This is a genomic window from Teredinibacter waterburyi (assembly GCF_001922985.1).
Taxonomy (GTDB): Bacteria; Pseudomonadota; Gammaproteobacteria; order Pseudomonadales; family Cellvibrionaceae; genus Teredinibacter; species Teredinibacter waterburyi.
In genome coordinates, this window is the sequence record NZ_MRUH01000165.1 from 1 (window position 1) to 25,254 (window position 25,254).

20 protein-coding genes are annotated in these 25,254 nt (G+C 48.4%); 4 read left to right on the forward strand and 16 right to left on the reverse strand.

Features of this window, described 5'->3' with window-relative positions; genetic code table 11:
* Window positions 1-337 precede the first annotated feature (337 nt).
* Entirely contained in the window at window positions 338-3,202 is a 2,865-nt protein-coding gene (locus IDZ20_RS12350; protein WP_245792303.1) for a response regulator, read from the forward strand.
* 52 nt (window positions 3,203-3,254) lie between these two features.
* On the opposite strand, the gene recO is transcribed toward IDZ20_RS12350, so the two are convergent.
* From recO to rpoE, 11 genes are all read right to left on the reverse strand, one after another.
* Entirely contained in the window at window positions 3,255-3,983 is a 729-nt protein-coding gene (gene recO, locus IDZ20_RS12355) for a DNA repair protein RecO (protein ID WP_188151744.1), read from the reverse strand.
* 27 nt (window positions 3,984-4,010) lie between these two features.
* Window positions 4,011-4,910, reverse strand: coding sequence for a GTPase Era (era, locus tag IDZ20_RS12360; RefSeq protein ID WP_188151745.1), 900 nt, complete (start codon window positions 4,908-4,910; stop codon window positions 4,011-4,013).
* Between the two features lie 35 nt (window positions 4,911-4,945).
* Window positions 4,946-5,644, reverse strand: coding sequence for a ribonuclease III (rnc, locus tag IDZ20_RS12365; RefSeq protein ID WP_223144963.1), 699 nt, complete (start codon window positions 5,642-5,644; stop codon window positions 4,946-4,948).
* Window positions 5,601-6,011 carry a DUF4845 domain-containing protein gene (locus tag IDZ20_RS12370; RefSeq protein WP_188151746.1) on the reverse strand — a complete coding sequence of 137 codons (411 nt, stop codon included), beginning with the start codon at window positions 6,009-6,011 and terminating at the stop codon, window positions 5,601-5,603. Before IDZ20_RS12370 ends, rnc begins: the two co-directional genes overlap by 44 nt.
* Window positions 6,012-6,042: 31 nt before the next feature.
* Complete coding sequence (gene lepB, locus IDZ20_RS12375; protein WP_188151747.1) at window positions 6,043-6,900, reverse strand: signal peptidase I; 858 nt, start codon at window positions 6,898-6,900, stop codon at window positions 6,043-6,045.
* Window positions 6,901-6,936: 36 nt separating this feature from the next.
* Window positions 6,937-8,736 (reverse strand): translation elongation factor 4, encoded by a 1,800-nt coding sequence (gene lepA, locus IDZ20_RS12380; RefSeq protein WP_188151748.1) that lies wholly within the window; start codon window positions 8,734-8,736, stop codon window positions 6,937-6,939.
* A gap of 130 nt (window positions 8,737-8,866) precedes the next feature.
* The gene (locus IDZ20_RS12385) at window positions 8,867-10,255 is read right to left on the reverse strand and encodes a Do family serine endopeptidase (protein WP_188151749.1); all 1,389 of its coding nucleotides are present in this window, start codon (window positions 10,253-10,255) and stop codon (window positions 8,867-8,869) included.
* Window positions 10,256-10,382: 127 nt separating this feature from the next.
* On the reverse strand, window positions 10,383-10,889 hold the full coding sequence (locus tag IDZ20_RS12390) for a SoxR reducing system RseC family protein (protein WP_188151750.1): 507 nt from the start codon (window positions 10,887-10,889) through the stop codon (window positions 10,383-10,385).
* A gap of 32 nt (window positions 10,890-10,921) precedes the next feature.
* The gene (locus IDZ20_RS12395) at window positions 10,922-11,929 is read right to left on the reverse strand and encodes a MucB/RseB C-terminal domain-containing protein (protein WP_188151751.1); all 1,008 of its coding nucleotides are present in this window, start codon (window positions 11,927-11,929) and stop codon (window positions 10,922-10,924) included.
* A gap of 254 nt (window positions 11,930-12,183) precedes the next feature.
* Window positions 12,184-13,071, reverse strand: coding sequence for a sigma-E factor negative regulatory protein (locus IDZ20_RS12400; protein WP_188151752.1), 888 nt, complete (start codon window positions 13,069-13,071; stop codon window positions 12,184-12,186).
* Window positions 13,072-13,204: 133 nt separating this feature from the next.
* Entirely contained in the window at window positions 13,205-13,786 is a 582-nt protein-coding gene (gene rpoE, locus IDZ20_RS12405) for an RNA polymerase sigma factor RpoE (RefSeq protein ID WP_188151753.1), read from the reverse strand.
* A 488-nt stretch (window positions 13,787-14,274) separates the two neighbouring features.
* On the opposite strand from rpoE, the gene nadB reads away from it, so the two are divergent.
* Window positions 14,275-15,933: an L-aspartate oxidase gene (gene nadB, locus IDZ20_RS12410; RefSeq protein ID WP_188151754.1), complete on the forward strand. Its 1,659-nt coding sequence runs from the start codon at window positions 14,275-14,277 to the stop codon at window positions 15,931-15,933.
* Here the strand turns inward: nadB and IDZ20_RS12415 are convergent.
* Window positions 15,930-16,637 carry a hypothetical protein gene (locus tag IDZ20_RS12415; protein ID WP_188151755.1) on the reverse strand — a complete coding sequence of 236 codons (708 nt, stop codon included), beginning with the start codon at window positions 16,635-16,637 and terminating at the stop codon, window positions 15,930-15,932. The genes nadB and IDZ20_RS12415 overlap by 4 nt on opposite strands.
* A 40-nt stretch (window positions 16,638-16,677) precedes the next feature.
* Window positions 16,678-16,926: an FAD assembly factor SdhE gene (locus tag IDZ20_RS12420; RefSeq protein WP_188151756.1), complete on the reverse strand. Its 249-nt coding sequence runs from the start codon at window positions 16,924-16,926 to the stop codon at window positions 16,678-16,680.
* A gap of 211 nt (window positions 16,927-17,137) precedes the next feature.
* On the opposite strand from IDZ20_RS12420, the gene ygfZ reads away from it, so the two are divergent.
* Both ygfZ and IDZ20_RS12430 read left to right on the forward strand, forming a co-directional pair.
* Window positions 17,138-18,205 carry a CAF17-like 4Fe-4S cluster assembly/insertion protein YgfZ gene (gene ygfZ / locus IDZ20_RS12425; RefSeq protein WP_188151757.1) on the forward strand — a complete coding sequence of 356 codons (1,068 nt, stop codon included), beginning with the start codon at window positions 17,138-17,140 and terminating at the stop codon, window positions 18,203-18,205.
* A gap of 124 nt (window positions 18,206-18,329) precedes the next feature.
* On the forward strand, window positions 18,330-19,169 hold the full coding sequence (locus tag IDZ20_RS12430) for an HDOD domain-containing protein (protein ID WP_188151758.1): 840 nt from the start codon (window positions 18,330-18,332) through the stop codon (window positions 19,167-19,169).
* 26 nt (window positions 19,170-19,195) lie between these two features.
* On the opposite strand, the gene IDZ20_RS12435 is transcribed toward IDZ20_RS12430, so the two are convergent.
* From IDZ20_RS12435 to IDZ20_RS12445, 3 genes are all read right to left on the reverse strand, one after another.
* On the reverse strand, window positions 19,196-20,479 hold the full coding sequence (locus tag IDZ20_RS12435) for a helix-turn-helix domain-containing protein (protein WP_188151759.1): 1,284 nt from the start codon (window positions 20,477-20,479) through the stop codon (window positions 19,196-19,198).
* 271 nt (window positions 20,480-20,750) lie between these two features.
* Window positions 20,751-24,014: an efflux RND transporter permease subunit gene (locus tag IDZ20_RS12440; protein WP_188151760.1), complete on the reverse strand. Its 3,264-nt coding sequence runs from the start codon at window positions 24,012-24,014 to the stop codon at window positions 20,751-20,753.
* A gap of 15 nt (window positions 24,015-24,029) precedes the next feature.
* Entirely contained in the window at window positions 24,030-25,175 is a 1,146-nt protein-coding gene (locus tag IDZ20_RS12445; RefSeq protein WP_245792305.1) for an efflux RND transporter periplasmic adaptor subunit, read from the reverse strand.
* Window positions 25,176-25,254: the final 79 nt, after the last annotated feature.

A 25,254-nucleotide genomic window follows, 5' to 3' on the forward strand; every position in this document is an offset into this window, starting at 1 on the left:
TGTAAGCGCACTAACGGCGTGTTACCAATACAGGATTCAATCGTCGGATACTGGCGGTCTATGGGACTAGCGTTTGGATGATCCATTATTGTCGTGTGTACTCCTCACAAGGTTAGACGGCCCTTCGTTGGACAGTTCACTACTCGCAATCATTGCGCCGCTGCCATCGCGGGCCGCAATTCTACCGTTATACTTCCTAAATTTCCTCTTTTTGCCTATTCTAGGCACCGCCGACCGTATTCCCTCAACTGGACTAGGTATTCATTATCAATGTAATACTTGCCCCTAAGCGGTGGTCTGCCGCTAAACCAATAGAGCAAAGCCAAAGGTTTCAATCATGCTGATACACCGGGAACTCCGTAAAAAGTTACTTTTTTTAACGCTCGTTCCCATAGGTTTAGCTGTCGTTCTCTTATGTGTTACCTTTTATTTCTTACACAGTGATTTTTTGCAGCGTCAAAGCCAGCAACGCAGTCAGTTTATTGTCAATTTAGTACGTGGCGATTTCGACAAGCAACTCGATTTTGGACAGTATTATCAACACCTTTCAAGCATGCTATTGAAATTCGACAACGTCCGCAGTGTCGCATTAATAGGTGAAGACAATTCAATTTCGGATATTGCGGGGCTGCCAATCCAGTCATTAACCTCAACCCAACTGCAGAAGTACCGCGACGCTGACCAGAACACTCACTGCCAAGATAAAAAATGTTTCACACTCACACCGCTTAGCTCTCCCAGCGAAGCTAATAGCTTACCTCAGCGCGTACTTGTGGTGAGCGACAACTATGATTTTACGCTAATCACGCACCGAGCCATTATTATTGGCCTCACGGTAATTTATGTTATCTGGTTTATTGTTTATCTTTACATCCGCCGTTTTCAGGCGGCTATCACACGGCCGCTCTATATTATTAACGAGGGCATTGAGCGTTATACCAAAGGCGAATACGCTACCCCCATCCAGCGTGAAAGTGATAGCGCCTACGGTGAATTAATCGATGGCATTAACAAGCTCGCACAAATTCAAAAGTCAGCGCAAGACAACCTCCAGCAAAATATTGAGCAGTCGACAATCGATTTACGAGAAACCTTAGAGACGGTTGAAATACAAAATATCGAATTAGATATTGCCCGCAAAAGCGCACTGCAGGCGAGCCGAGTAAAATCGGAATTCTTAGCAAACACCAGTCATGAAATTAGAACACCGTTAAACGGTATTCTCGGTTTCTCCGAGCTATTGAAAAAAACCGAACTATCTCCTCAGCAAGCCGAATATCTCGAAACCATCGATGAGTCCGCCAAGGGCTTGCTAACCATTATTAACGATATCCTCGATTTTTCTCGTCTCGAAATAGGAAAGCTGACACTCGAATACAAGCCGGTAAAACTGCGTCAAGTTATCGAAGAATCATTGCGTTTACAGGCCCACCCAGCCCACGAGAAAAAATTACGCCTGCTAACTATTATTGATCATGACATTCCCGAAAACCTACTCGGCGATCCACTGCGCTTGAAACAGGTCCTATCAAACCTGCTATCGAACGCAATCAAGTTTACCAACAGCGGCAATATATTAATTAGCGTCAGCAAAGATGTTCGCGCGGACAACCGTATGACCTTGCACTTTAGGGTTACCGACAGTGGAATTGGCTTAAATCAAGAGCAACAAGACAGTTTGTTTGACGCCTTTACCCAACTCGACTCCAGCGCAAGTCGCGCCTACGGCGGTACAGGTTTAGGCTTGGCGATCGCGAAAGGTTTGGTCGATCGCATGAATGGCCAAATCGGCGTTGAAAGTGAACCGGGTAAAGGCGCAACCTTTTGGTTTACCGCTACCCTCGGCTGCAACACTAACAATCAAGATAGTCAGGGCTACTTGCTCGGTAGCCTGCGCAATAAAAGAGTTCTTATTTACGACTGTGAAACCATGAGTCGCGCTGAAATTGTCCACTATATTCGCGGCTGGGGTGCCAGTGTTAACGAGATATCAGAGTTTGATGAAATACTAAATGCGACTGCCGCCGCCTGCAGAAATGGTCAAGTGGACCTAGCCATCCTTGATGCTCAAGTGACCCGCAACACATTCGACAAAAACCGACTTTACGAGCTTGTGCGAACCTTAAACGACGACTACTCCCTACCGGTTGTAGTATTGGCGCCACCGTCGGTACACCGTTTAATTGAGCCAACATTAAGCGGAACTCACAGCGCCATTTTACAGCGCCCTATCTACTGTAACCGCTTTAACCAAGTGGTTTGCGAAGAGCTAGGAATCATTATTCCGGAGATCGAGCAAAGTCGTACCATAGCTCATCGCGGTGGCGATGAGGAGGCCGTAAAAATACTCGCGGTAGATGACAATCCAGCCAACTTACGCCTAGTTTGTGAGCTCTTGAAAGATTTGGACGTTAAAGTATCGACCGCCGACAACGGTGGCGATGCCGTACGCTTATGTGATACCGAATTGTTCGACTTGATTTTAATGGACATTCAAATGCCGGGAATGGACGGTTTGGACGCGACACGACAAATTCGGATTCGCGAAAAAAATAAACGGCGTACTCCAGTCGTTGCACTAACGGCCCACGCAGCAAACGAGCAAAAGGCACGCCTGCTTCTCGCAGGCTTGGATGACTACCTTACCAAACCCGTGAGTGAAAACGAACTTCGACATGTCATCGAGCGCTGGGTTAGTCACACAACCCTAGCTATCGCAAAACCAGGCGCTGACCCTATTAGTAGCAACACAGCAGCCAATAGGTATGCCGAAATAAATAATGCGGTATCTAGGGAAACCTCCTCCCCCACTATAGATCTTTCTCAGGACGGCCTCGTCGACCTAGAATTATGTTTGTCACTAGCAAAGCACAAAACGGATCTCGCTCGCGATATGTTGCAAATGCTGCTGGATTCACTGACTGCCAGCACCGATGAAATTCGCACTAGCCTGAGCGAGGGCAATCTAAAAGAGCTTCAAGAAGTTATTCATAAACTGCACGGTGGTAGTTGCTATTGCGGTGTGCCACTATTAAAACAACACGCTTCAGAACTAGATGCGAAATTACAGCGGGTATTACAACAAAATGATGACTACCCCGAATTAGAACACGACGTTAACCGTTTGCTTTCTATTCTAAAAAAATTAAAAGAGTGGCAGCACAATACGGATATCGAACAGTTCTTTTCGATAGCCCGTTAAAATATTGGCTTTTAACGAATAGATACTAATGAATAGCTCAACGGAGAGAATGCTACAGCGTTAGGAATAACTCGCGGCTGTTAAGTGCTCGACCACCCAAATGATGGTTTATGGCTTGCCGACACAACCGCTTAGCCACGCTACGTACTGCTTCAAGCCTCCACTGGCGAGCGGCGATTGCACACAAATCGCAACCACGGTAAAGATAGACACCCTGTATTCCTAGCTCCACACGGGAGAATCCAAGCTCTTGCTCGAAGCGATAAAAACTTTCTGCACTATTTTCAATTGGGCTGCCGCTAACGTCAACATTAAAATGTATCGCGTAGCCTAATTCCGCCAAGAGCACCAATTCAAATTCACGCAAGCAAATATCTTCTTCACCGACAGTAGAGTTTGATAAGGCTGTTAACGTGGACTGATAACAGTGAAACAAATGGGGTTGAGGGTCTTCTGCTGGTAAAAGGTACGTTAGGATCTCGTTTAAATAGAGACCGCAATATAGCTGAACGCCAGTAAGGGGAATGGGGTTGCTAAGGTTTTCCAGCGATAGAATCGTTTTTAATTCACCGTCGCCGCGATAACTTAATTGCATTAGAGTGAATTGCTGAGGCTGCAGGTGGCCGCGATTTTTACCCCGGCCAGCACCACGTAATTTTGCCGCTCTATGCACCCCGCGAACACGGCCAAAATTGGGAGAAAGGAAATCGACTAGAATACGGCTATCGGTATAAGCACGCCGATGAAGCATAAAAGCCTGTTCATTCTCGATCAACTTCATAAGGCTGCACTTGGCTTAAGAAAAGTACTATCGTTGATCAAACCCTAGGCTGCGCAGCGCCCTTTCGTCATCGGACCAGCCCCCCTTTACCTTCACCCACATCTTCAGCATCACCTTAGAGTCGAACAGTCTTTCCATATCGATCCTTGCCTGCTGACCAATCTGCTTAATGCGGTCGCCTTTTTCACCGATCAAAATACGCTTTTGGCCATCTCTCTCGACAAGGATTAGCGCGCTGATAGTTATCAACCGGCCGTCCTGTTCAAATTCTTCGATCTCCACCGCCGCCTGATAAGGAAGCTCCTCTCCCAACTGGCGAGTAATCTTTTCACGGACGATTTCTGCGGCTAAAAAGCGCGAACTTTTATCCGTAATTTGATCATCAGGGTAAAAGTGATCGGCTTCAGGTAAATGCGAAATGGCTAACTGCTGTAACTTATCAAGGTTGAGGTTCTTGAGTGCCGATACCGGTACAATTTCTGCTCGCGGCAGTTTTGCCGAAAGTTTTTCAACATAGGGTAGCAAGGCGGCTTTATCGTCCATTTGATCAACTTTATTCAACGCGATAATGACCGGCGAAGTGATTTGCTCTAGCTGCTGAAGTACCCAGTCGTCCTCATCTGTCCAATGATTTTTATCGACCACAAATACCACAACATCAACATCCTTTAAGGCTGAGGATGCGGCTTTGTTCATATATTTATTAATCGCCTTGGTTTGACCTTTGTGAATACCGGGGGTATCGACAAAGATCATCTGTGCACGCCCCTCTGTTTTAATGCCGAGCATGTTGTAACGTGTCGTTTGAGGCTTGCGAGACGTTATGCTAATTTTTTGCTCAAGCAGATGATTAAGCATTGTCGACTTGCCGACATTCGGGCGGCCGACAATAGCGATATAACCGCAAACACGGGGGAGATCGGACATAAAAAACCTTTCTAACAACTGGAATATGAGGTGTGTTAAAGACCAAGCTCTAACAACATTTGTTTTGCGGCCAACTTTTCGGCTTTACGCTTACTGGTACTAATAGCGCTGGTTTTTTTCCCGCCGCTATGCACTTCGCAACTCACTTCAAACTTGGGCGAGTGGGCCTCGCCTAGACGATTGACAACACGATATACAGGCAGATCCTGTTTGTGTTCTTGCATATATTCTTGCAGGCGAGTTTTTGAATCTTTCCCCGACTCTTCCAGCTCGATAGAATCGAGCATATCGGCAAACCAGAAAAGGACAATCTTACGACACACCTCTAAGCCTGCCTCGAGATAAATCGCGCCGATAATCGCTTCGACGGCATCAGCTAAAATACTGGAGCGACGAAAACCGCCTGTTTTCAATTCGCCCTCACCTAACCTTAAGCATTCACCAATATTTTTTTCTCGCGCAATTTCAGCCAAGGTTTCACCCTTAACCAAACTCGCTCGCACCCGACTCATATCGCCTTCTTGGCCCTCGGGGAAACGGTTAAACAATTCTTCCGCAATAATGGTGCTAAGCAGAGCATCCCCTAAAAATTCAAGGCGCTCGTTGTTGTCCTTGCCGACGCTGCGGTGACTTAGCGCTGTAGCTAGCAACGTCTGGCTTTGAAACTCATAGCCTAACGCTTGTTGAAGCCTATTCAGGCTTAGTTTCAATGAGGAACTTACAACATTTTTCACTATTTGAACTATCCAACTGTTGTTTAAAGCTTAATACCACGTCGACATTGGCGAACATGTGTACCCGCTCTTCATAAACACTGTTAATAAGGGTTCGATCTTTTAGACGAACGACTTTAAAGGATTTTTCGGACGTGCCTCGAATCCCGTTTATTTGAATAAATTTTTGCAGCTGAGATTTAATTTCGGAGCGATCCATCGCGTTTATATCTTGGTCAGCAAAACTCTGCAGCGCACTAACCACATAGCGATTATCGAGGTAGTGGGGGCCCAATTTAAAAAAGCAGGTAAGGAAGAATCCAACGATAACTAACACCACTAACCAACCAAAGGTACTAAAACCACGCTGAGCACTAAGTCTATTCATATCATGCGGCCTAAAGTGTAGGAAACTGATTTTAAATACTGCCGGTACGAGAGAAGCTGGGAATACTGAAAAATGTTTTCCAATGCATCCAAATAGCGAAGGCTTTACCAACAATTCGCTCTTCGGGCACAGGGCCCCAGTCGCGACTATCTGAACTGTTATCGCGATTGTCACCCATCATAAAGTAATGCCCCTTTGGAACAACGTAAGTACCGTCAACGCTTAAACGTCCGGCGACTGTACACTTACGCATACGGTGGGCTTCGTCGGCAAGCAGCTCATCCATTACAAGGTATCGACCGCCGCGAGATGAGCAGTAATCCCGCTCTGGGTCTTCACTGACCAACACCTGCTGCTTACGCTCACCGTTAACGTACAGCACGTTATCGGTGTAGCGAACCGTATCGCCGGGTAGACCGATAACACGCTTAATAAAATAGCGCTCGCTATTAGGTGGGAAAAACACCATCACATCACCGCGCTGCGGATCGCCGACAGCTAAAAATTTAGTTCGCAATACCGGTAACCGCAAGCCATAGGCAAATTTATTAACCGCAATAAAATCACCGACTTCTAGGGTGGGAACCATAGATTCGGAGGGTATTTGAAAGGGCTCAATGACAAACGAACGCAGTACAAAAACCAGCAATAGGATGGGGAAAAACGATTTCGAGTATTCAACGACCGCAGGCTCCCGAATAACCGCGCTATACGCCGTTTGATAACCTTCATCCGCCAACTTACTTGCATCATCTCGGCCAGCATACTGTGCATCCAACTCGCGTACAGCGGCCTTGCGTGGCGCCCTTAGCGCAATGATATCGTACAGCCACACCAAACCGGTGGCGGAAACAGCCAGTAGCAATATTAAAGGTAAATTGATATCCATTTATTCGTCTCGTTAAGTCTGTTTTAGGAATCGACTCTAGGAATCCACTTTTAGTACCGCGAGGAACGCCTCCTGCGGAATTTCAACGTTGCCCACTTGTTTCATGCGCTTCTTACCCGCCTTTTGCTTTTCAAGTAGCTTTTTCTTACGGCTAACATCACCGCCATAACACTTAGCGGTCACATTTTTACGCAGTGCTTTTACTGTAGTACGCGCAACAACTTGGCCACCTATGGCTGCCTGAATTGCTACGTCGAACATCTGCCGAGGAATCAACTCTTTCATTTTGTCCGCTAGAGACCGGCCCTTATTGTGTGCGTTATCACGGTGCACGATCAGCGCCAAAGCGTCAACTTTCTCGCTATTGATCAACACGTCCAAACGAACTAGGTTAGCGTCTTGGAAGCGGACAAAACTATAGTCTAGAGAAGCAAACCCCCGACTAACGGACTTCAACTTATCAAAGAAGTCCATAACCACCTCGTTCATTGGCAGCTCGTAAGTCAGTGAAACTTGCCCACCAACGTACTGGAGATTTTTTTGCATCCCGCGCTTTTCAATACACAAGGTAATTACCGAACCAAGGTATTCCGACGGCACAAGCATATTGGCTTCGCAAATAGGCTCGCGCATTTCTTCAATCAAACCGATATCGGGTAACTTTGAAGGGTTGTCGACGTAGATAGTTTCGCCCTTTGTGGTAAGCACTTCATAAACAACGGTTGGTGCCGTTGTTATCAAATCGAGATCATACTCTCGCTCAAGTCGCTCTTGAATAATCTCCATGTGCAACATACCGAGGAAGCCACAACGAAAACCGAACCCGAGAGCATCTGAGCTTTCAGGCTCATAAAACAGCGACGCATCATTAAGCGTCAGCTTAGCTAGGGCATCTCGAAACGACTCGTATTCATCGGAGCTTACGGGGAATAGTCCAGCATATACCTGCGGTTTGACCTTCTTAAAGCCTGGTAGCGCTGGGGTACTGGAGGTATGCGCGTGAGTGAGTGTATCCCCCACCGGAGCGCCTTGAATCTCCTTAATACCGGCGACGATAAAACCCACTTCACCAGCACGCAAAATGCCAGTATCCAAACGTTTCGGCGTAAATACACCGACCACATCGACAACATGGGATTTACCGATCGTTTTGGAAATAATCTTTTCTCGGGCTTTTAGCGTGCCCTGGGTAACGCGTACCAGCGACACCACCCCCAAATAGTTATCAAACCAAGAATCAATAATGAGCGCTTGTAAGGGGGCATCTACGTCGCCGACTGGTGCGGGCACGTCGCGAACCAAACGCTCCAGCACTGCCTCAATCCCTAAACCAGACTTGGCGCTACACTGCACCGCGTCGGTGGCATCAATGCCTATAATATCTTCAATTTCTTCGGCGACCCGCTCTGGCTCGGCTTGCGGCAAATCCATCTTATTGAGTACAGGTATAACTTCTAGGCCCTGCTCCAAAGCCGTATAGCAGTTTGCCACGGACTGGGCTTCCACGCCTTGGGCGGCGTCTACAACCAGAAGTGCACCCTCACAGGCCGCTAGCGAGCGCGATACTTCATAGGAAAAATCGACATGACCAGGAGTGTCAATGAAATTCAACTGATACACCTTGCCGCTCTCAGAGGTGTAGTTCAGGGTAACGCTCTGGGCTTTAATTGTAATTCCCCGTTCTCGCTCCAAGTCCATTGAATCGAGGACTTGTGCAGCCATTTCCCTAGAGGAAAGGCCGCCACAGTGCTGAATAAACCGATCCGCGAGGGTAGATTTACCGTGGTCGATATGAGCGATGATGGAGAAGTTTCGAATGTGGCTTAGATCTGTCACTACTGCTTGCAACCCGTAATAGAATGATGGAATGGGGGTATTTTGGACGCGCAGTCTACAGTATTTATGGGGGCTAAGCTATGCAGATGGATGCTCTCGCACCCGCCGGCATAGCTATAACAGCAAGTGATTATTGCTGGATACGTATGGTGCGGAAGCTCGGCCGACCATCGCGGAAAAAACGAATGGGCAGCAAGCTATCGGCTGGTAGATTGCTCAACACCCTACGATAATCGTCAACCGTATTAATCTGCTCGAAACCAAGTTGAGCCACAACATCGCCAGCACGAATTCCAGCCTCCGCTGCCGCGCCGCCGCCGTCTACCTGCGCAACCATCACGCCACCACTTAAACGCCAACGATCTCGCACAGAGCTATCCAGAGGTTCAATCGTCAAACCGAGTCTATCGCCACTATCTGGCTGACTGCTCGCCAGTGCCTTAGCGCCCTCCGCCCCAGTTAATTGACCAACGCGAACCTTCAAATTTTGCTTTTTACCCTGACGCATAACAACAACAGGAACTTCTGACTCAGGCTTGGTAGCACCAACCATTGGCGGCAAATCGCTGGAGTTAGCGACCAAATCACCGTTAAACCGCAAAATAATATCGCCGATTTTTAGCCCAGAACGAGCGGCTGGACCATCAATTTCCATCTGTGCGACCAGCGCACCTTCTGGCTTCTTTAAGCCAAACGAGTCGGCGAGATTCTTATCCACTTCTTGAATAACAACGCCAAGCCAACCGCGATCAACCCGCCCTTTCTCCTTCAACTGATCCACCACATCGATTGCAACCGATGCAGGAATGGCAAAGGAAAGACCAATTGAACCACCCGAGCGAGTATATATTTGAGAATTTACACCAACTACTCGGCCATCAAGATTAAATAATGGGCCGCCCGAATTACCCGGGTTAATGGCAACATCTGTTTGAATAAAAGGTACGTAGTTTTCATTGCGCTCACTCGGCAAACTGCGACCAATTGCACTCACAATACCCGCGCTAGCGGAAAAATCTAACCCAAAGGGTGAACCAATAGCGACAACCCACTCACCGACGCGAAGGGTTTCTTTGTCTTCCAATTGTAAATAAGGAAGGTTGGTTTCATCTACCTTCAACAGTGCCAAATCGGAGCGTGGATCGGAACCAACAACCGTCGCGCGATATTCTCGTCGGTCGGTAAGGCGCACAACAATTTCATCGGCATCTTCAATGACATGGTTATTCGTTAGGATGTAGCCATCTTGGGAAATAAAGAAACCAGAACCCATCGACTGCATATTGCGCTCTGGCATTTGCCGAGGCTCGAACAGGTGGCGAAAAATATCGGGGACTTGCTGTCCCGGCGGAAGATGGTAGCTACTACGCTGAACCTTCGTTTGAGTATTAATTTTAACAACGGCGGGGGATGTCTTTTCGATAAGCGGGGTAAAATCAGGCAGCTGATAACGCTGCGCTGCGAACGCCGACGTTGACACAACAAATAAACATGAGACCAATAAAAATCGCATAAACATTAATAGCTCTCCTAAACGCATTACTGGTTTAAATTTCAACCTCTATATTTTCTGTAACTGGGTATTCAACAAATATGTTTTCAGCAACAAAAATGCAATAGGATGAAACAAAAAAGTGGCCCAGCACTTATACCAACGGGCTGCTAATTTCGACAGACTGAATGTCATTTTGTTTCGCAACTTTACCTATAAACATGGCCTGATAACAATTTCGAGTTGCCAGCATTCGAGTCGAACGCCGCACAACCACACCGCCGAGAAGTAAGCCCACAAAACCAGCAAGCAGCATCAATGGTTCATTCAGATTAAATTTGGACGCACAAAAAACCGAGACTAATGCCGCGCCGAGCGGAACGCCGTAGCTTACAAAGGTAGCCTGCAGAAATGCGCCTTCATCAATGCCGATTTCAACTTCGTCGCCAACATTAACTAAATGAGTGTCTGTCGGAGAGGTAGTTAGAACGCTAGCAGGATAGAGTGCTTTTATATGTGTCATATTTGCACCCATTTCACCAAGAATTTTTTGCCCGCAGCCGTGTCGAGCTTGGCACTGTCCACACACAGACTGTTTTTCAGTTTCAACCCACACGCCATCAGGATCCAACGCAACAACCCGCCCTGTTTCAGTTAGCATTACTCACCCTCATTGGATTAACCTTGGCTGTATTAGTTTACGTTTTCAGACTCGACATCTATTTCGCTTTCATTAGCCGCCGGAGTAGTTGTAGTCGCCAACGGACGTACCGACACAAGCACCTGCTGAGCAGTATTTTGAGGCAGCTCACCTACCAAGGTGATATGCAGTAATTCACCGGCAATTTGCTGTGTTGTGAGCGCAATCAGTGTTGCCCCACGATGGGCAATGCGGTTTGGTTTTAATTCTTCCCCTGCGCCAGCCGGTTTAATAAATACCGAGAAAGAATTCACGCCGTCGGTATAAGTTTCAACGAAACCATCTGCGTCGGTCCACTGAGCGCTGGCTCTAACAAAGCCGGACGGAATCCAACTTGCTGCCCACGGAATTCTCGACTCGGGTTCCGGCGACCCACAGGTTGGCGCAACCTTACCGGCAGCAATCACCAGTGACTTTCGCTCGTCTTCATCGAGCTGCGGATCTATATCAAGGGAAACAAACTGCAACCGCTCCAACACCCGCGAAGACGAAGAAACAACCGCCTTTACTAATAAGGCCGACTCAGTATCTACCGCTAGAGTAATACCCAAGCGAGCGTCATCCTTCGGCAATAGCTGAATAACAATTGCTTTACGTCCAGCAATGCGGGCATAACCGCGAGTATAGAATTGATAGTGCTCTGAAAGGTGTAGAATCGCCCCGTCGGGGCTTTGTAAAGCTCCCCCGCGGAGCAAATGACTACCTAAAGTTTTACACCCCAAACTACCGCCGCTGCGACTCAATTGCTGTTCGGGACCACTTAGGTGAAGATAATGTTCAAACTCGCGTCCCTCATCTACCCAGTGGGTAACTTGCAGAGTTTCTAGCGTGCCGCCATGTTCGTAGGTTAGCGTACCGCGATAATTTGTAGATCGCATCGCCACAGCCATAAGACTCACCAACTGATCCGCCGAATATTCAGTTTGCACTGATAGCGCTGGCGTTGCGGCCAACAGCAGCAGCGCAGTAACGACACCGGTTATGAAATTCCGTAGGATCACCTTTGCACTCCACCTTGAAACATCTGTCTAGCTGAACACATTTGTTATCGCCGATATTTTTGCCCGCAGAGCAAGAGCGCATGCCGACTTAGGGACGCATATAACATTCGTTATATAAATGAGAGAATAAGTTCGATAACAGAGATGGGTTCAGTTAACACTGTTATCAAGCTTAAGAAAAAGTGAGACCCTGCAAATTACTAGCCCCTAGGTATAGGGGCTGTTCGGTTTAAAAACACGTCGGTTAACAAACCCTATGGTTGAACCGGATTTGCGGCGGGAGCAACAGAATCCTTAACGGTAGATGGAGCGACCATCGAACCGTCCACCTCTTCAGCCACGATTTCAGTAGCGCCGGCTTCGACTTTAGCCTGCTCAGCACGAAGCTCAGACAAACGCGCAAATGACAAAACACCCAGATCGCTGGCTTTAGCCGTATTTTCTGCGTGAATGTGTAAAAGGCGATCAAATCTCGCTTGCAACTCTGGCTCTACTGCGCCACCAACAACGGCTGCAGAGCGCTCGGGAACAGCTTGGACTGCTCCAGTTAACGGCAAGGACAAGCCACTAACATTGCTACCAGTGCCCACAGTTCGTGCATTTAGCTGCTGGGTAAAGCGCATAGGGATAACCGATGAGTCTTTTAGCGGCTCGCTAATCGCGCTATCGCCATTAGCGACCTGCGCAGCAACACCAGTCGCTTGACTGTCTCCGGACAGATTATATTGCTGCACACCAAACAAACAACCAAAGGCTACGGTTGCAGCAATGGCAACTTTTCCAAAGCCGTCACGCCACTTTCTAAGCGGCGAAGACCCAAGTGAAGCAGCTGCAGAAGATCGGCCTTCGGATTGACTAAGTTCGGCAATATTAGGTTCTGCGTCAATTGCATTCATAACACTCGCTGCAAATCCCACGCTAGGTACAACACCAACCTCGCCTCGCAGCAAAGCCCCCGAGAGGTTGTAGCGCTGCCACTTATCACGAACTGCATCATCCAAGTCGTCACTATTATTAGTAGTGCGGCCCAAAATCCGCTGTAGATCTAAATCGTTGGCTTCGTTATCGGTGAGCGCCGAAATCGCCTCGCCTAGGGATGGATCGATGCTCAAGGTAGAAGCCTCTGTATTTTTGTCGCTCATAGATAAAGCCTAATTCACCGTAGATAATAGGTTTAAGTCGTTGTTGTTATAAAGTGCTTAGTATCACACAGCTAGTGTGACAACGGTGCCTGTTGTTTGTTCAACAAGTCCCCCTGCCTTTGTCCGTTTGCCGTTACAGAAGTGGTGCCATCTGGGCTTCGATCGCTTCGCGCGCGCGGAAAATACGCGAGCGAACAGTGCCGACAGGACAGCTCATAACCTCAGCTATCTCTTCATAGCTCAGCCCTTCCATCTCTCGCAAGGTAACGGCGGTACGCAAATCTTCGGGAAGGTTCCGAATAGCGCTATCCACCACCGCTTCCAATTGGTCACGCATCATTTGATTTTCCGGGGTATCGAAATCCTTTAGAGAATCGCTACCCGAATAGAATTCAGCATCCTCGACTTCGACATCGCTGGAAGGCGGGCGTCTGCCCCGCGATACCAAATGATTCTTAGCCGTATTGATCGCGATTCGATAAATCCAAGTATAGAAGGCGCTATCCCCACGAAAGTTAGCAAGGGCTCGATATGCCTTGATAAAGGTTTCTTGGGCGACATCTTGAACCTCCGCGTGATCGCGCACGAAGCGACTAATAATCGCAAAAATTTTATGTTGATACTTGAGTACCAGCAGATCGAATGCACGCTTATCGCCCTTTTGCACCCTCGCGACTAGCTGCTCATCTGTTTGTGAAGCGGATTTTTCCGCCATTGATAACTCCCAAATCGACCGGGAAATACCGGTGCGATGCTCTATTTCTATAGTTTTTATGTGCCGGACAAAGACCTATGCCATCTGCAATAGTTCAAAAATCCACTTTCAAGTCGCTTCCTGACTGAAAAACGTTCAACACACGTTCTTTACAAATTCACTTTAATTAATACTTCGTTTAGCCAAATTAGCGCGCCAAGTCGCGCGAACCTGATATGACTACAAAAGTATGCCCAGCAAACCCTTAACTGAGTCTTAACAATTGGGGCGCCAAGCTAAAAACTCAATCATAAGATTAGCGTAAATACCGCACCGAAAAGCGACATCGGTAGATCGGTGCGGATTAGCCTGCTTAGGTTATTCGAATAAAACGAGGGCTGGGGATACAGAATCACGGCGCAACCGGATAGCGCGAGTGTACCGCACTTATCAAAATCGAATGTATACTAAGCAGTCACCACCCCCCTACTCCGGAAGAAGCCTACACCATGCCCAACTCTCTCGCTTCGGCAACAACAACCTCCACCGCCAATTTAAAACAACAGTTTGATGTCCTTATCATCGGCAGCGGCGCGGCAGGTCTTACCCTCGCGCTAAGTTTACCCACGACGACTCGCGTTGCCGTATTAAGCAAGAGTGAAATTAGTGAAGGCTCGACCTGGTATGCCCAAGGTGGAATAGCCGCGGTTCTGGATAGCACCGACAGCGTAGAATCTCACGTTGCAGACACGCTCGCCGCCGGAGGTGGGCTTTGCCATAAAGATACGGTCGAATTCACCGTCGCCAACAGCAAAGCCGCAATCGACTGGCTAATCGCTCGCGGGGTAGCCTTTACTCGCAATAGCGGCGGAGACGATTACCATTTAACCCGCGAAGGTGGCCACAGTCAGCGCCGCATCATTCACAGCGCCGACGCCACCGGAAAAGCACTGCACACAGCTTTAAATGAGCAGGTTAAAGCGGCCGAAAATATTGAACTTTATGACCACTACATCGCCATTGACCTTATCCGTCAAGCCGAGGCGGGAAGCCGAAAATTGCGCTGTACCGGCGCCTATGTATACAACCGCAAGAGCGACGCCGTAGAAACATTTGCCGCCAAAGCTGTGGCACTTGCCACCGGCGGCGCCAGTAAAGTCTATCTCTATACCTCCAACCCCGACGGCGCTAGTGGTGACGGCATCGCCATGGCATGGCGCGCAGGCTGCCGTGTTGCCAATATGGAGTTCAACCAGTTCCACCCCACGTGTCTTTACCACCCTAAAGCCAAATCCTTCCTCGTGACCGAAGCACTGCGTGGTGAGGGTGCCAAATTACTCCTGCCAGACGGCAGCCGATTTATGGATAAGTTTCACGAGCTTGGCGAGCTAGCACCGCGCGACGTGGTAGCGCGCGCAATCGACCATGAAATGAAGCGTTTAGGTAGCGATTGCGTGTACTTAGACATCAGCCACAAGTCCGAAGAATTCATTACATCGCACTTCCCGACCATTAAACAAAACTGCCTCAACTACGGTATCGACATTACCCGAGAGCCTATTCCTGTCGTTCCCGCCGCGCACTACACTTGCGGCGGCGTTATTGTCGACAAGCATGGGCAAACCGATTTAAACAATCTCTATGCGATTGGCGAAACCTCATTTACTGGATTGCATGGCGCTAACCGTATGGCTAGCAACTCACTTCTCGAATGCATTGTTTATGCGCAGTCTGCCGCCGCCAAGATAACCGCGACCCTTGCCGATATTTCCACTCCAACAGATGCGCCGCAGTGGGATGAATCGCAGGTAACCAACTCAGATGAAGATGTTGTGATTTCGCACAACTGGGATGAGTTGCGACGTTTTATGTGGGACTACGTGGGCATTGTGCGCACCCAAAAGCGTTTAGAGCGAGCATCCCACCGAATCAAACTCTTGCAGAAAGAAATTCACGAATACTATTCGAACTACATGGTTGGCAACGATTTAATTGAGCTGCGCAATCTAGCGACCGTCGCTGAACTGATTATTCGATCGGCTATTGACCGCAAAGAAAGCCGCGGCCTGCACTACTCGCTCGATTTCCCCGAGCTTGCCCCGATTGCGCGCGACACGATTATGGTACCCAGCAATTTTGCCGACCAAGACATTATCGTTCAGGCCTAAGTTTTGGTGAAGGCGATCCGCAGGTGCCTAAAATCATCGTCCGATAAAAAACTATCGGGCGTCAGCACTAAATTCACTCGTGTATTCGCTTGCGGCGTCACCGTTAGAGCGAAACATGACCACAGCCTTCGCCCGAGCTTTATCGCAACTAGAGAAGTTTTTCCAATAACGTGATTCGACGCAATAGCGTTATTAGAGGGGGTAGAGATATCAGAGTTTAATTGGATGCCACGTAATCGAGCACTTAAGCATATCGCGTAGGGCGTAACCACCAACTCACCGACATGAGCGACACGCTCCCAACGATGGCCAAAGCGCAGTTCAAGCTGGTATCGGGCGCGGGCGCGCTGCAGATTGCTAGCAGCTAATTCCGGTCCAGCGGTCATGCCAGACCTAGAGATTAACTCTGACGACTTTTCCGGCATCGCTGTTGAGGTCGATTGAATCCCTAGCTCAGTAGATTGAGCAGAAAGCTTCTGTAGGCTCAGCCCAGTAACCGCCAGCTCATTTTTTATACGAAAAATCAACCGCCATCGACCGGCCAGCTCAGCCAACCAAACAGCTAAGAGCGCACACTTAACCCAAACACCAACGCTTACCAGCACAATGACGCATAAAGTAAACGTCAAAAGAAACGCCGCAATATAACCTTGCTTGGAAGATGATTTTAAAGGGATAACGAGTCGCTGCTGATTGCTCGCCATAAGTATCTAGGCCCTCCTTGGCCAGCGGATGAAAATGTTACTACTCTGGCTGGATACCTGTATTCTGTCGAATGATATTGACTATCGTAAGGATATCCGCTTCTTCTGGGTCGCTTTTACGCAAAAACCACTGGAACATGTCTTGATCTTCGCACTCCAGTAATTTTTCAAATAGTAATTGCTGCTGCTCAGTTAAGCTTGGGAAAATATTATCTAAAAACGGCAGCAAGATTAAATCTAACTCCAGCATGCCTCGACGTGTTGCCCATCGTAATCGGTTCTGATCCACTTTTTACCCCATCAGGTGTTTTCTGGCGCTATTCTAGCGCTTTTTGATCTATTGTGGTGACGTTATCCCAATTCAGATTCACAGATTACCTAACCCGAAAGCGTTGATTTTATGGCGCCCACGCAATCGATCAATGCGCCCCGCGCAAGGCTTGTGAGTTGAGCCTACGAAGCGCTAAGATGTGTGTCTCCTAAGCTAAATCGACCTATTCATGAGCAACACTCTATTTTCTCTCTCAACCTCAGCAGCGAGCATTACCAACCTAGACACAAGCCAATCAAAATTGCTTGTAATGCCGCTGCAGGACTACAAGCTTTTAGACATTGAAGGCCCTGACGCTGAAAAACTGCTACAAGGCCAGTGCACCTGTGACTTCCGTCGCTTGAATAGTGGCGACTGGTTGCGCGGCGCCCACTGCAACCCAAAAGGCCGAATCCTTTCCAGCTTTGTTGCCCAAGGACTAACGCCGCAGCACATCCGCCTAAGAGTCCATCACAGCATTCAACAAACGGCGCTTTCTGCCCTGCAAAAATACGCTGTATTTTCAAAGGTACAGCTATCTGCGGTAGAAAGCATACAGGTTGTTGGGCTTTACAGCCTACAGCTGGAGCAAATCCTAACGACCGCTAATCTGGAAATTCCCGCGATTGGCAAAGCGGCATGGTTAGAAAACAGCCAACTATCGTTGCTACGCATTGACGCCCACCGCTTAGAAATGTGGATAACTAAAGAGACCTCTCTAAGCTCCCAATGGACGGAAGTATTAGCGACCGCTGAAACCGCAACGGCAAACTGTTGGAAACAACTGAATATTCGCGCAGGTATCACCGAAATCGATATTGAGCTTCACGAACAGCTACTTCCCCACGAGCTTAACTATCAATTAATTGATGCCGTTTCGTTTCGAAAAGGGTGTTACACCGGACAGGAAATCATCTCTCGCACCCATTACAAGGCGACCCTGAAAAAGCACCTATACGCGCTAAGACTTACTCTGGCGTCGGCTTCTGGAAACACCGAGGGCAACCAAGGTTCAACACCACAAGCAATCACCTTTGGTTCAAAGCTACTGGATCAGAACGGCAGTAAAATTGGCGTTGTTATTCAAGCCGCCAAAGTGTCGCCATCAGACGCTGGCGAACAAACATGGGAGCTGCTTGCACTTATTCGAGATAGTGATTACGGCCACGAAAATGTGACCTTAGAGCCCTATTCCAATGCAAAAACCCAATGGCTAACCCTGCCCTATGCTATACCTAAAGAGCACCAACCGAACTAAGGGTTAAGTGTTGCGGCAATATTAACCGCTTTTTCAATCGTTCCATTAACCCTTAGCGTACAGCCAAACCTCGCTGCACAGGTGCCTCACCCTCTATTAGGATTATTACAAAGAGATTTGGCCTATGAATCCGCTTGCTCAGAAGATTGCGCAAGATATCAATACCGCAATTGATACTGACAAACTAGTACTACCTACCCTGCCCGAAATTGCGTTACGTGTACGCGAAGTTGCCGACGATCCCGATGCCAGCATCAAACAGCTCGGTACAGCTATAAGCTCAGACGCATCCTTGACAGCACGTATAATTAAAGTTGCCAACAGTCCCTTATTTCGCGCGCCGCGAGAAATAGAAGACTTAAACATGGCGCTCTCGCGTTTAGGGATGCAATACACATCAAACCTAGCAATAGGTTTGGCGATGGAACAAATGTTCCAAGCAACATCCGACCTTGTCGACAAACGCTTACGTGAAGTTTGGGCGCGGTCTAGCGAAGTTGCCGGTATGTGCCACGTACTTTGTAAGCACCGAACCAAACTCCGCCCCGATCAAGCGGCCCTAGCAGGGCTGGTTCATCAAATTGGCGTGCTCCCAATTCTTGCCTACGCCGAAGAAAACAATGCTCTTTTAAGAGACAGCCTCAGTCTCGATAGTGTTATCGATGAGGTATCGCCGCAGCTGGGCATTAAGATTTTAACCGCTTGGGAGTTTCCAACGGAGCTTCGTAATGTCCCTATCGACTGTTTGAAATTTGATCGAAAAATCGCTCACCCCGACTACGCCGATTTAGTTACTGTTGCGATGCTACAGAATTATGCAGGGTCAAATTCCCGCTTCGCTTCGTTAGATCTAAACTCGGTAACCGCATTTGCTCGCCTCGAGATTGAACCCAACATTGAATCTACTGAGGCCGAAGATTTAAGCGATGAAATGGAAGCGGCACTCGCGCTCTTACAAGGGTAAGGCGCGAAAGATGAAGGCCAACAGTGTTAGCTCGGTAGGTTTTGTTTTTTATATTGCCGCGGTGTAACGCCTTCCATTTTCTTAAAAATACTATTAAAAGTTGCTTTACTGTTAAATCCAGCCGCGGTCATTATCTCGACCATCGTTGCATCGCGGGTGGATTCAGCCACCATTAAGCGCTTCGCTTCTGCGATTCTATAGCGATTAATAAATTCAAAAAAATTGCACTCGTAGTGCGCCTTCAATACCGTCGACAAGGTTCGTGCGGAGACACCAATACGCCGCGCCAAGGCTTCGAGTGTAAGATTTGCCTCCAGATATACGCGGTCAGTCTCTACTAGCTGATCCAACTTCCGCACATACTCTGGATTAACACTCGGTTCGGCGACTTTTTGTTTGGCGCTCGACGAACGGCCATCGTCTCGAACGGCTTGATGAGGTTCGAAAGAATCTACAACAAATTTCTGGGGTAGACTAAACCCTTTAAATCCCGCGATTAGAACTGCGCTGAATAACATACAATTTATATAGTTTGCTGACAGCCCTAAAAACTCCACAGGAAAGCCAATTGCAAATTTCACATTTACGATCAAACCAAAACTAACAACGCACCCCAGCCCCCACAGCAGTAAAACACCCACCACTAAAATAGGCACAGCGCCAAAGTAAACTTGACCGCCGTCTAATTCTTTTTGATTCCTTCCAAAGACCACAGAGTCAATCGCCGGTGTGAAATCCGAACGCTTCTCCAACGCCGCCATCGAGTGCGCTTTACCGCCAAGACCTCGCAGATACACAAATAATTCTGTAGCCGCCATAACCGCGAAGTAAAGTCGCAACAGCTCTCGGCACAGCACAATAAAATATATTGTCATCAGATCGGCCCCATCCGGAGCCTCATCGGCACTTGCTGGCGTCGCTTCATGATAATTGTAATAGGCTAAAATCTGGTGCAACAAAAACAGCAGAAACGGTAGAAGATAAATTGCGTCGCGAGCACGCGGTCGATACTCCGCATCCAAAAAAGAACGTAGCATCCACAAAAATAGCGGCCCCTGCAGCCAATACCCCATTTCCAGTAAATATAGCGACTGAGGTAAAAACTCCACCGCCCAAGGGTGGAATTCTGCCCCAAAGCGAATCAGCTTATCGAGAGGGATTGCGCCACAGGATAAGAAAAATAACCCCGAAAAAATGGCCAGTCTAGGATTGCGGGCAGCCGCAAACACACTCGCTAGAAGCAGCAACCCACTCTGATAGAGTGTGATTAGCAAGACTGTATCGTGAAAATTAAACAGTACTAGGTTCACATGCGTGTACTCTTATTAAAACAAAAATTATTAAACCAAAGATTATTAAACCAAAGATCTAAAAAAATCCGTGTCGGAGTCGCACCAGCCAGAAAGCTAACGAGCCAATAATTACGCACCTGAACTGAATTAACTGAAGGTAGACTAGAGAATATCGTTATTATTATTGGGTCAATTAAGCCGCTGCCAATAGTAGCAACTTAATTGACCAAGGAAAGCTTAGCTCGATTAGTCGGCTCATTTCAACCTATAGATTACCATAACGCGGTAATCACTCGGTTGGAACATTTTCAGCAGTACCATACTCGTAGGCATAGTAGACAACCGGAATCACCAGCAACGTTAGAGCGGTGGACACCAGCAAACCAAAAATAAGCGAAACCGCAAGACCGCCAAAAATGGGATCATCTAGAATAAAAAAGCCACCCATCATCGCCGCGATAGCCGTGAGCGCTATAGGAACCGCGCGAACTGCGGCAGCCTCAATGGTCGCGGACTGCAAACTCTTACCCTCCCGCTGCTGTTGCTGAATAAAATCCACCAGCAAGATCGAATTGCGGACGATAATACCTGCGAGCGCAATCATGCCAATCATCGACGGCGCGGTGAACTGCTGCCCCAACAACGCATGCCCAGGCAGAATACCGATCACAGTCAACGGAATGGGGGCCATGATAATCAGCGGCACTGAATAGGAGCCAAACTGCGCTACCACCAAAAGGTAAATCATAATCAAGCCAACCGAGTAGGCTATACCCATATCGCGAAAAGTTTCGTAGGTTACCTGCCACTCGCCATCCCACTTCATACTCCAAGCATAAGGGTTCTCGGGCTGCTGTATATAAAATTGCTCAATCGGTGCTCCGTCTATTGGGTTCGCATCTAAGCTAGCGCTTATTTTCGCCAACCCGTAAAGCGGGCTGTCGGTTTCCCCTGCTGCATCACCCATCACATATACAACCGGTAATAGATCTTTATGATAAATGGTTTGATCACGCGTCTGCTTTTGAATAGTCGTTAGTTGAGACAACGCCACCAACGAGCCATTGTTCGCCCTCACCTTTAAACCTTGTAATACCTGTAGGTTATCCATATCGCTAGCGGGAAGCTGCAATCTCACTGCGATAGGGGTTTTCGCATGCACATCGTGCAAGTAGGAAGCGTCTTCACCGCCCAGTGCTGCTGCAATATCCGTCACAATCGTTTGCTGATTGACACCAAAGCGTGCGGCTCGGGCTCGATCGACTACCAATACCCACTTAGATTGCTCGGCTTCTACGGTGCTATCAACGTCCACAACGTCATCGGTAGCCAAAAAGAGTTCGGTTACACGCTCTGTAACCTGTTGCTGTCGGGCGTAATCCAAACCATAGATTTCCGCAACCAACGGCGCCATAACCGGCGGACCAGGCGGCATTTCCACCAATTTAACATTGGCGTGATATTGTTCTGCAGTTTGCTGTAATCGCTGGCGCGCATCGAGCGCTATTGCATGGCTTTTACGACTACGCAAACTTTTGTGCAATAGATTAACTTGAATATCACCTTGATGCGGTTCTCCTCGCAGGTAATATTGGCGAACCAGACCATTAAAATTTATCGGCGCAGAAGTCCCTGCATATAACTGATAGTGGGTAACTTCTGGAATTGTTTCCAACTGCACAGCCAAGGCCTGCAGGGCTTGATGAGTAACTTCGAGCGGAGTGCCTTCCGGCATATCGATAACAAGCTGAAACTCACTTTTATTGTCGAAGGGTAGCATCTTCATTATCACCGACTGACTCACAACCAATAACAACGACAAGACAATAAGAACAAGAATACCAACTAACAACCACACACGATTGCGACGCCCAGCCTTTTTATTGAGAAAGGGCGTCATGATTTTTTCGAAAAACACCTGTAAACGCGAAGCCTTTTTTTGCTCGCCATGAGAAGCTGTTTGATTACCTGCATGAGCGCTCGCCGCCTCGCGAGCAAACAGTCGAAAGTACAGCCAAGGCGTGACAATAAATGCAACCGCCAATGAAATTAACATTCCGGTCGAGGCGTTAATGGGTATTGGGCGCATATAGGGGCCCATTAAACCAGTTACAAACGCCATAGGCAGCAGCGCGGCAATGACTGTAAAAGTGGCCAGAATGGTCGGACCACCCACTTCATCTACCGCAATCGGAATTGCTTCTTTAAGGGATCGCCCGCCCAATACCATATGACGATGAATATTTTCGACGACGACAATGGCGTCATCAACCAAAATACCAATCGAAAAGATGAGTGCAAAAAGCGATACCCGATTTAACGTAAAGCCCCAAGCCCAGCTCGCAAACAAGGTGATTGCCAAGGTCACAACAACCGCCACACCAACCACAATCGCCTCACGTCGACCAAGAGCAAAAAACACCAAAACAATCACCGAGAGCGTGGCAAAGATCAGTTTCTTAATTAAGGTTTGTGCCTTTTCTTCCGCCGTAGCACCATAGTTGCGAGTTACGGTTGCCTCTACCCCATCGGGAAAATATATACCTTTGATCTGCTCGAAGCGCTGGATAACCGCATTCGCTACGTCGACGGCATTTTCGCCGGGCTTTTTCGATACCGACAAGGTAACAGCTGGAAATCGACCGGCGACCTGCTCACTATCAACCAAACCCAAAGCCGGCCCAGCGCCAAAATTTACGTAGCTATTCGGCGTTTCGCCTACTACCGTCACCGAAGCTACATCCCGCAGAAATATCGGTGCGGTTCCCTGAACACCAACCACCAACTCACTAACATCTTCCGGCGTAAGCAGAAAACTACCGGCCTGTATTTTTATCGTGCGATTTTCGCGCACAAGTTCACCGGCATCCGCAGATGCATTTGCCGATGCCAAAGCGTGCCGTAATTCCTGAAGCGACAAATCGTAAGCAGCGAGGCGTACTGGATCAAACTCGACCTGTACAACTCGATCTGGCCCGCCAATGATTTCGATATCCCGAGTGCCGGGAACGCGCTGTAACTCAGCCTCCATTGAATGGGCGATACGCAATAAATCGAGCGCACCAATGTCTGGGTTTTTACTCCAGAGCGTACCGGCAACGATCGGCACATCATCAATACCTTTGGGTTTTATTAATGGCTGGCCAACGCCGAGATTACGAGGAAAAATATCTTGATTAGAATAGAAGGCATTGTATAAACGTACGATTGCATCTGTGCGAGGCTCGCCAACTTTAAAGCGAACGGTTAAAACCGCCAGCCCCGGAGATGATGCGGAATAAACATGGCGGACACCTTCAATCTCAGACACAATTTGTTCGGCTGGTGTTGTAACGACACTTTCCACCTCCTCTGCACTCGCGCCAGGAAAGGGAATAAAAACATTCGCGAAGGTTACATTAATCTGCGGCTCTTCTTCACGTGGCGTCACCATCACTGCAAAAAAGCCCAGTAACAAACCGGTAAGTGCTAGTAGCGGTGTTATTTGTGATGTTAAAAATGCTTTGGCTATGCGCCCGGAAATACCCAAAGGAAGAGATTTTTGTCGATCCATTACGCTACCCTAACCCTAGTTGGCAATTTTGAATTGTTGTTTATAGGCGCTCGCTGCCAGCACTGGGTCTAAGGCAACGCGTTCACCGACATTCACGCCTGACAAGATCTGACGCTGGCCCTCAGCAGTTGCGCGGCCAATACGCAGGTAGCGAAACTCCACTCGCTCACGCTGATCTGCGCTATCTGCATTGTCTAGGTTATCGGATAACACATAAACGCCCGCCACCTCCCCTCGATAAGCGACAGCAGAGTCGGGAATTTGAGTCAGTGTTTCGCGGCCACTCACGACGGCAACTTTAACTAAAGTTCCTGGGAATACAGGCTCACTCAGTTCGATTGATGGTAACTGCAACAAAACCGTAAAACTGTGAGTATTGGCGTCGGCGCTGGGCGGCATGCGCATTTCGTCAACAGCGATCGACTCGCCACTAGGCAGTATCACGCGCGCCATTTTATGTTGGCGTAAATGGCCAATATACTGCTGCGGAATATTTACCTGCACGCGCAGATGCTCTAACGACAGGCCTTCCATCAATGGCGTGCCGGGCGCAACCGCGGCGCCCACTTCTGTTAAGCGCTTTACCACAATGCCATCGTAAGGGGCGATAACGCGGGTGTAAGCCAAGCGTTGCTCGGCGTCTTTTACCGCCGCCTCGGCAGAAGCGGCGCGCGCCTGAGCCGATAACTCAGCCGCCTTAGCTTGATCGTAACTCGCCTCCGCAACCATCCCTTTCGCGTACACATCGGTGATCCGCACAAACTGAGCCTTCGCTTCTGATAGCTTGGCTTGCGCTTCACTAAGCTGGGCTTTAGCCGCCTGTAATGAAGCTTGCTGCTCGGTATCCGTCATCACCGCAATAACATCCCCTTTGCGAACGTAATCGCCAACATCATAGGGTAACGAGACTACACGGCCGTTCGTCTGCGAGGAAACGCGGGCTTGGTTCACCGCCTCGATAACACCGTCGAAATTTATCTCTATCGCAACCTCCGACGCCGTCGCGTCGACGGTTGCAAGCGTCCCCTGCGGGATGCCCGGCGCAGTAACAACTGTTTCAATATCGTTCCCGCAGCCACTCAACAAGATCGTAGCAATCGCCGTTAGCAGCGCTGGGGCAAAAGAATTAAAGCGGACAAACGAGGGAATTGGACTGGCCACACCGGCCTCCTGTTATAAATCGGACAACGTAGAATAACTTAACCCACTAGATAGCAATGCCTCCAGCAGACAGTGCCGC

Coding starts and splice junctions, on each gene's coding strand:
- IDZ20_RS12350 (WP_245792303.1), top strand. CDS start 338: ATGCTGATACACCGGGAACTCCGTAAAAAGTTACTTTTTTTAACGCTC.
- recO (WP_188151744.1), bottom strand. CDS start 3,983: ATGAAGTTGATCGAGAATGAACAGGCTTTTATGCTTCATCGGCGTGCT.
- era (WP_188151745.1), bottom strand. CDS start 4,910: ATGTCCGATCTCCCCCGTGTTTGCGGTTATATCGCTATTGTCGGCCGC.
- IDZ20_RS12370 (WP_188151746.1), bottom strand. CDS start 6,011: ATGAATAGACTTAGTGCTCAGCGTGGTTTTAGTACCTTTGGTTGGTTA.
- lepB (WP_188151747.1), bottom strand. CDS start 6,900: ATGGATATCAATTTACCTTTAATATTGCTACTGGCTGTTTCCGCCACC.
- IDZ20_RS12385 (WP_188151749.1), bottom strand. CDS start 10,255: ATGTTTATGCGATTTTTATTGGTCTCATGTTTATTTGTTGTGTCAACG.
- IDZ20_RS12390 (WP_188151750.1), bottom strand. CDS start 10,889: ATGCTAACTGAAACAGGGCGGGTTGTTGCGTTGGATCCTGATGGCGTG.
- IDZ20_RS12400 (WP_188151752.1), bottom strand. CDS start 13,071: ATGAGCGACAAAAATACAGAGGCTTCTACCTTGAGCATCGATCCATCC.
- rpoE (WP_188151753.1), bottom strand. CDS start 13,786: ATGGCGGAAAAATCCGCTTCACAAACAGATGAGCAGCTAGTCGCGAGG.
- nadB (WP_188151754.1), top strand. CDS start 14,275: ATGCCCAACTCTCTCGCTTCGGCAACAACAACCTCCACCGCCAATTTA.
- IDZ20_RS12415 (WP_188151755.1), bottom strand. CDS start 16,637: ATGGCGAGCAATCAGCAGCGACTCGTTATCCCTTTAAAATCATCTTCC.
- ygfZ (WP_188151757.1), top strand. CDS start 17,138: ATGAGCAACACTCTATTTTCTCTCTCAACCTCAGCAGCGAGCATTACC.
- IDZ20_RS12430 (WP_188151758.1), top strand. CDS start 18,330: ATGAATCCGCTTGCTCAGAAGATTGCGCAAGATATCAATACCGCAATT.
- IDZ20_RS12440 (WP_188151760.1), bottom strand. CDS start 24,014: ATGGATCGACAAAAATCTCTTCCTTTGGGTATTTCCGGGCGCATAGCC.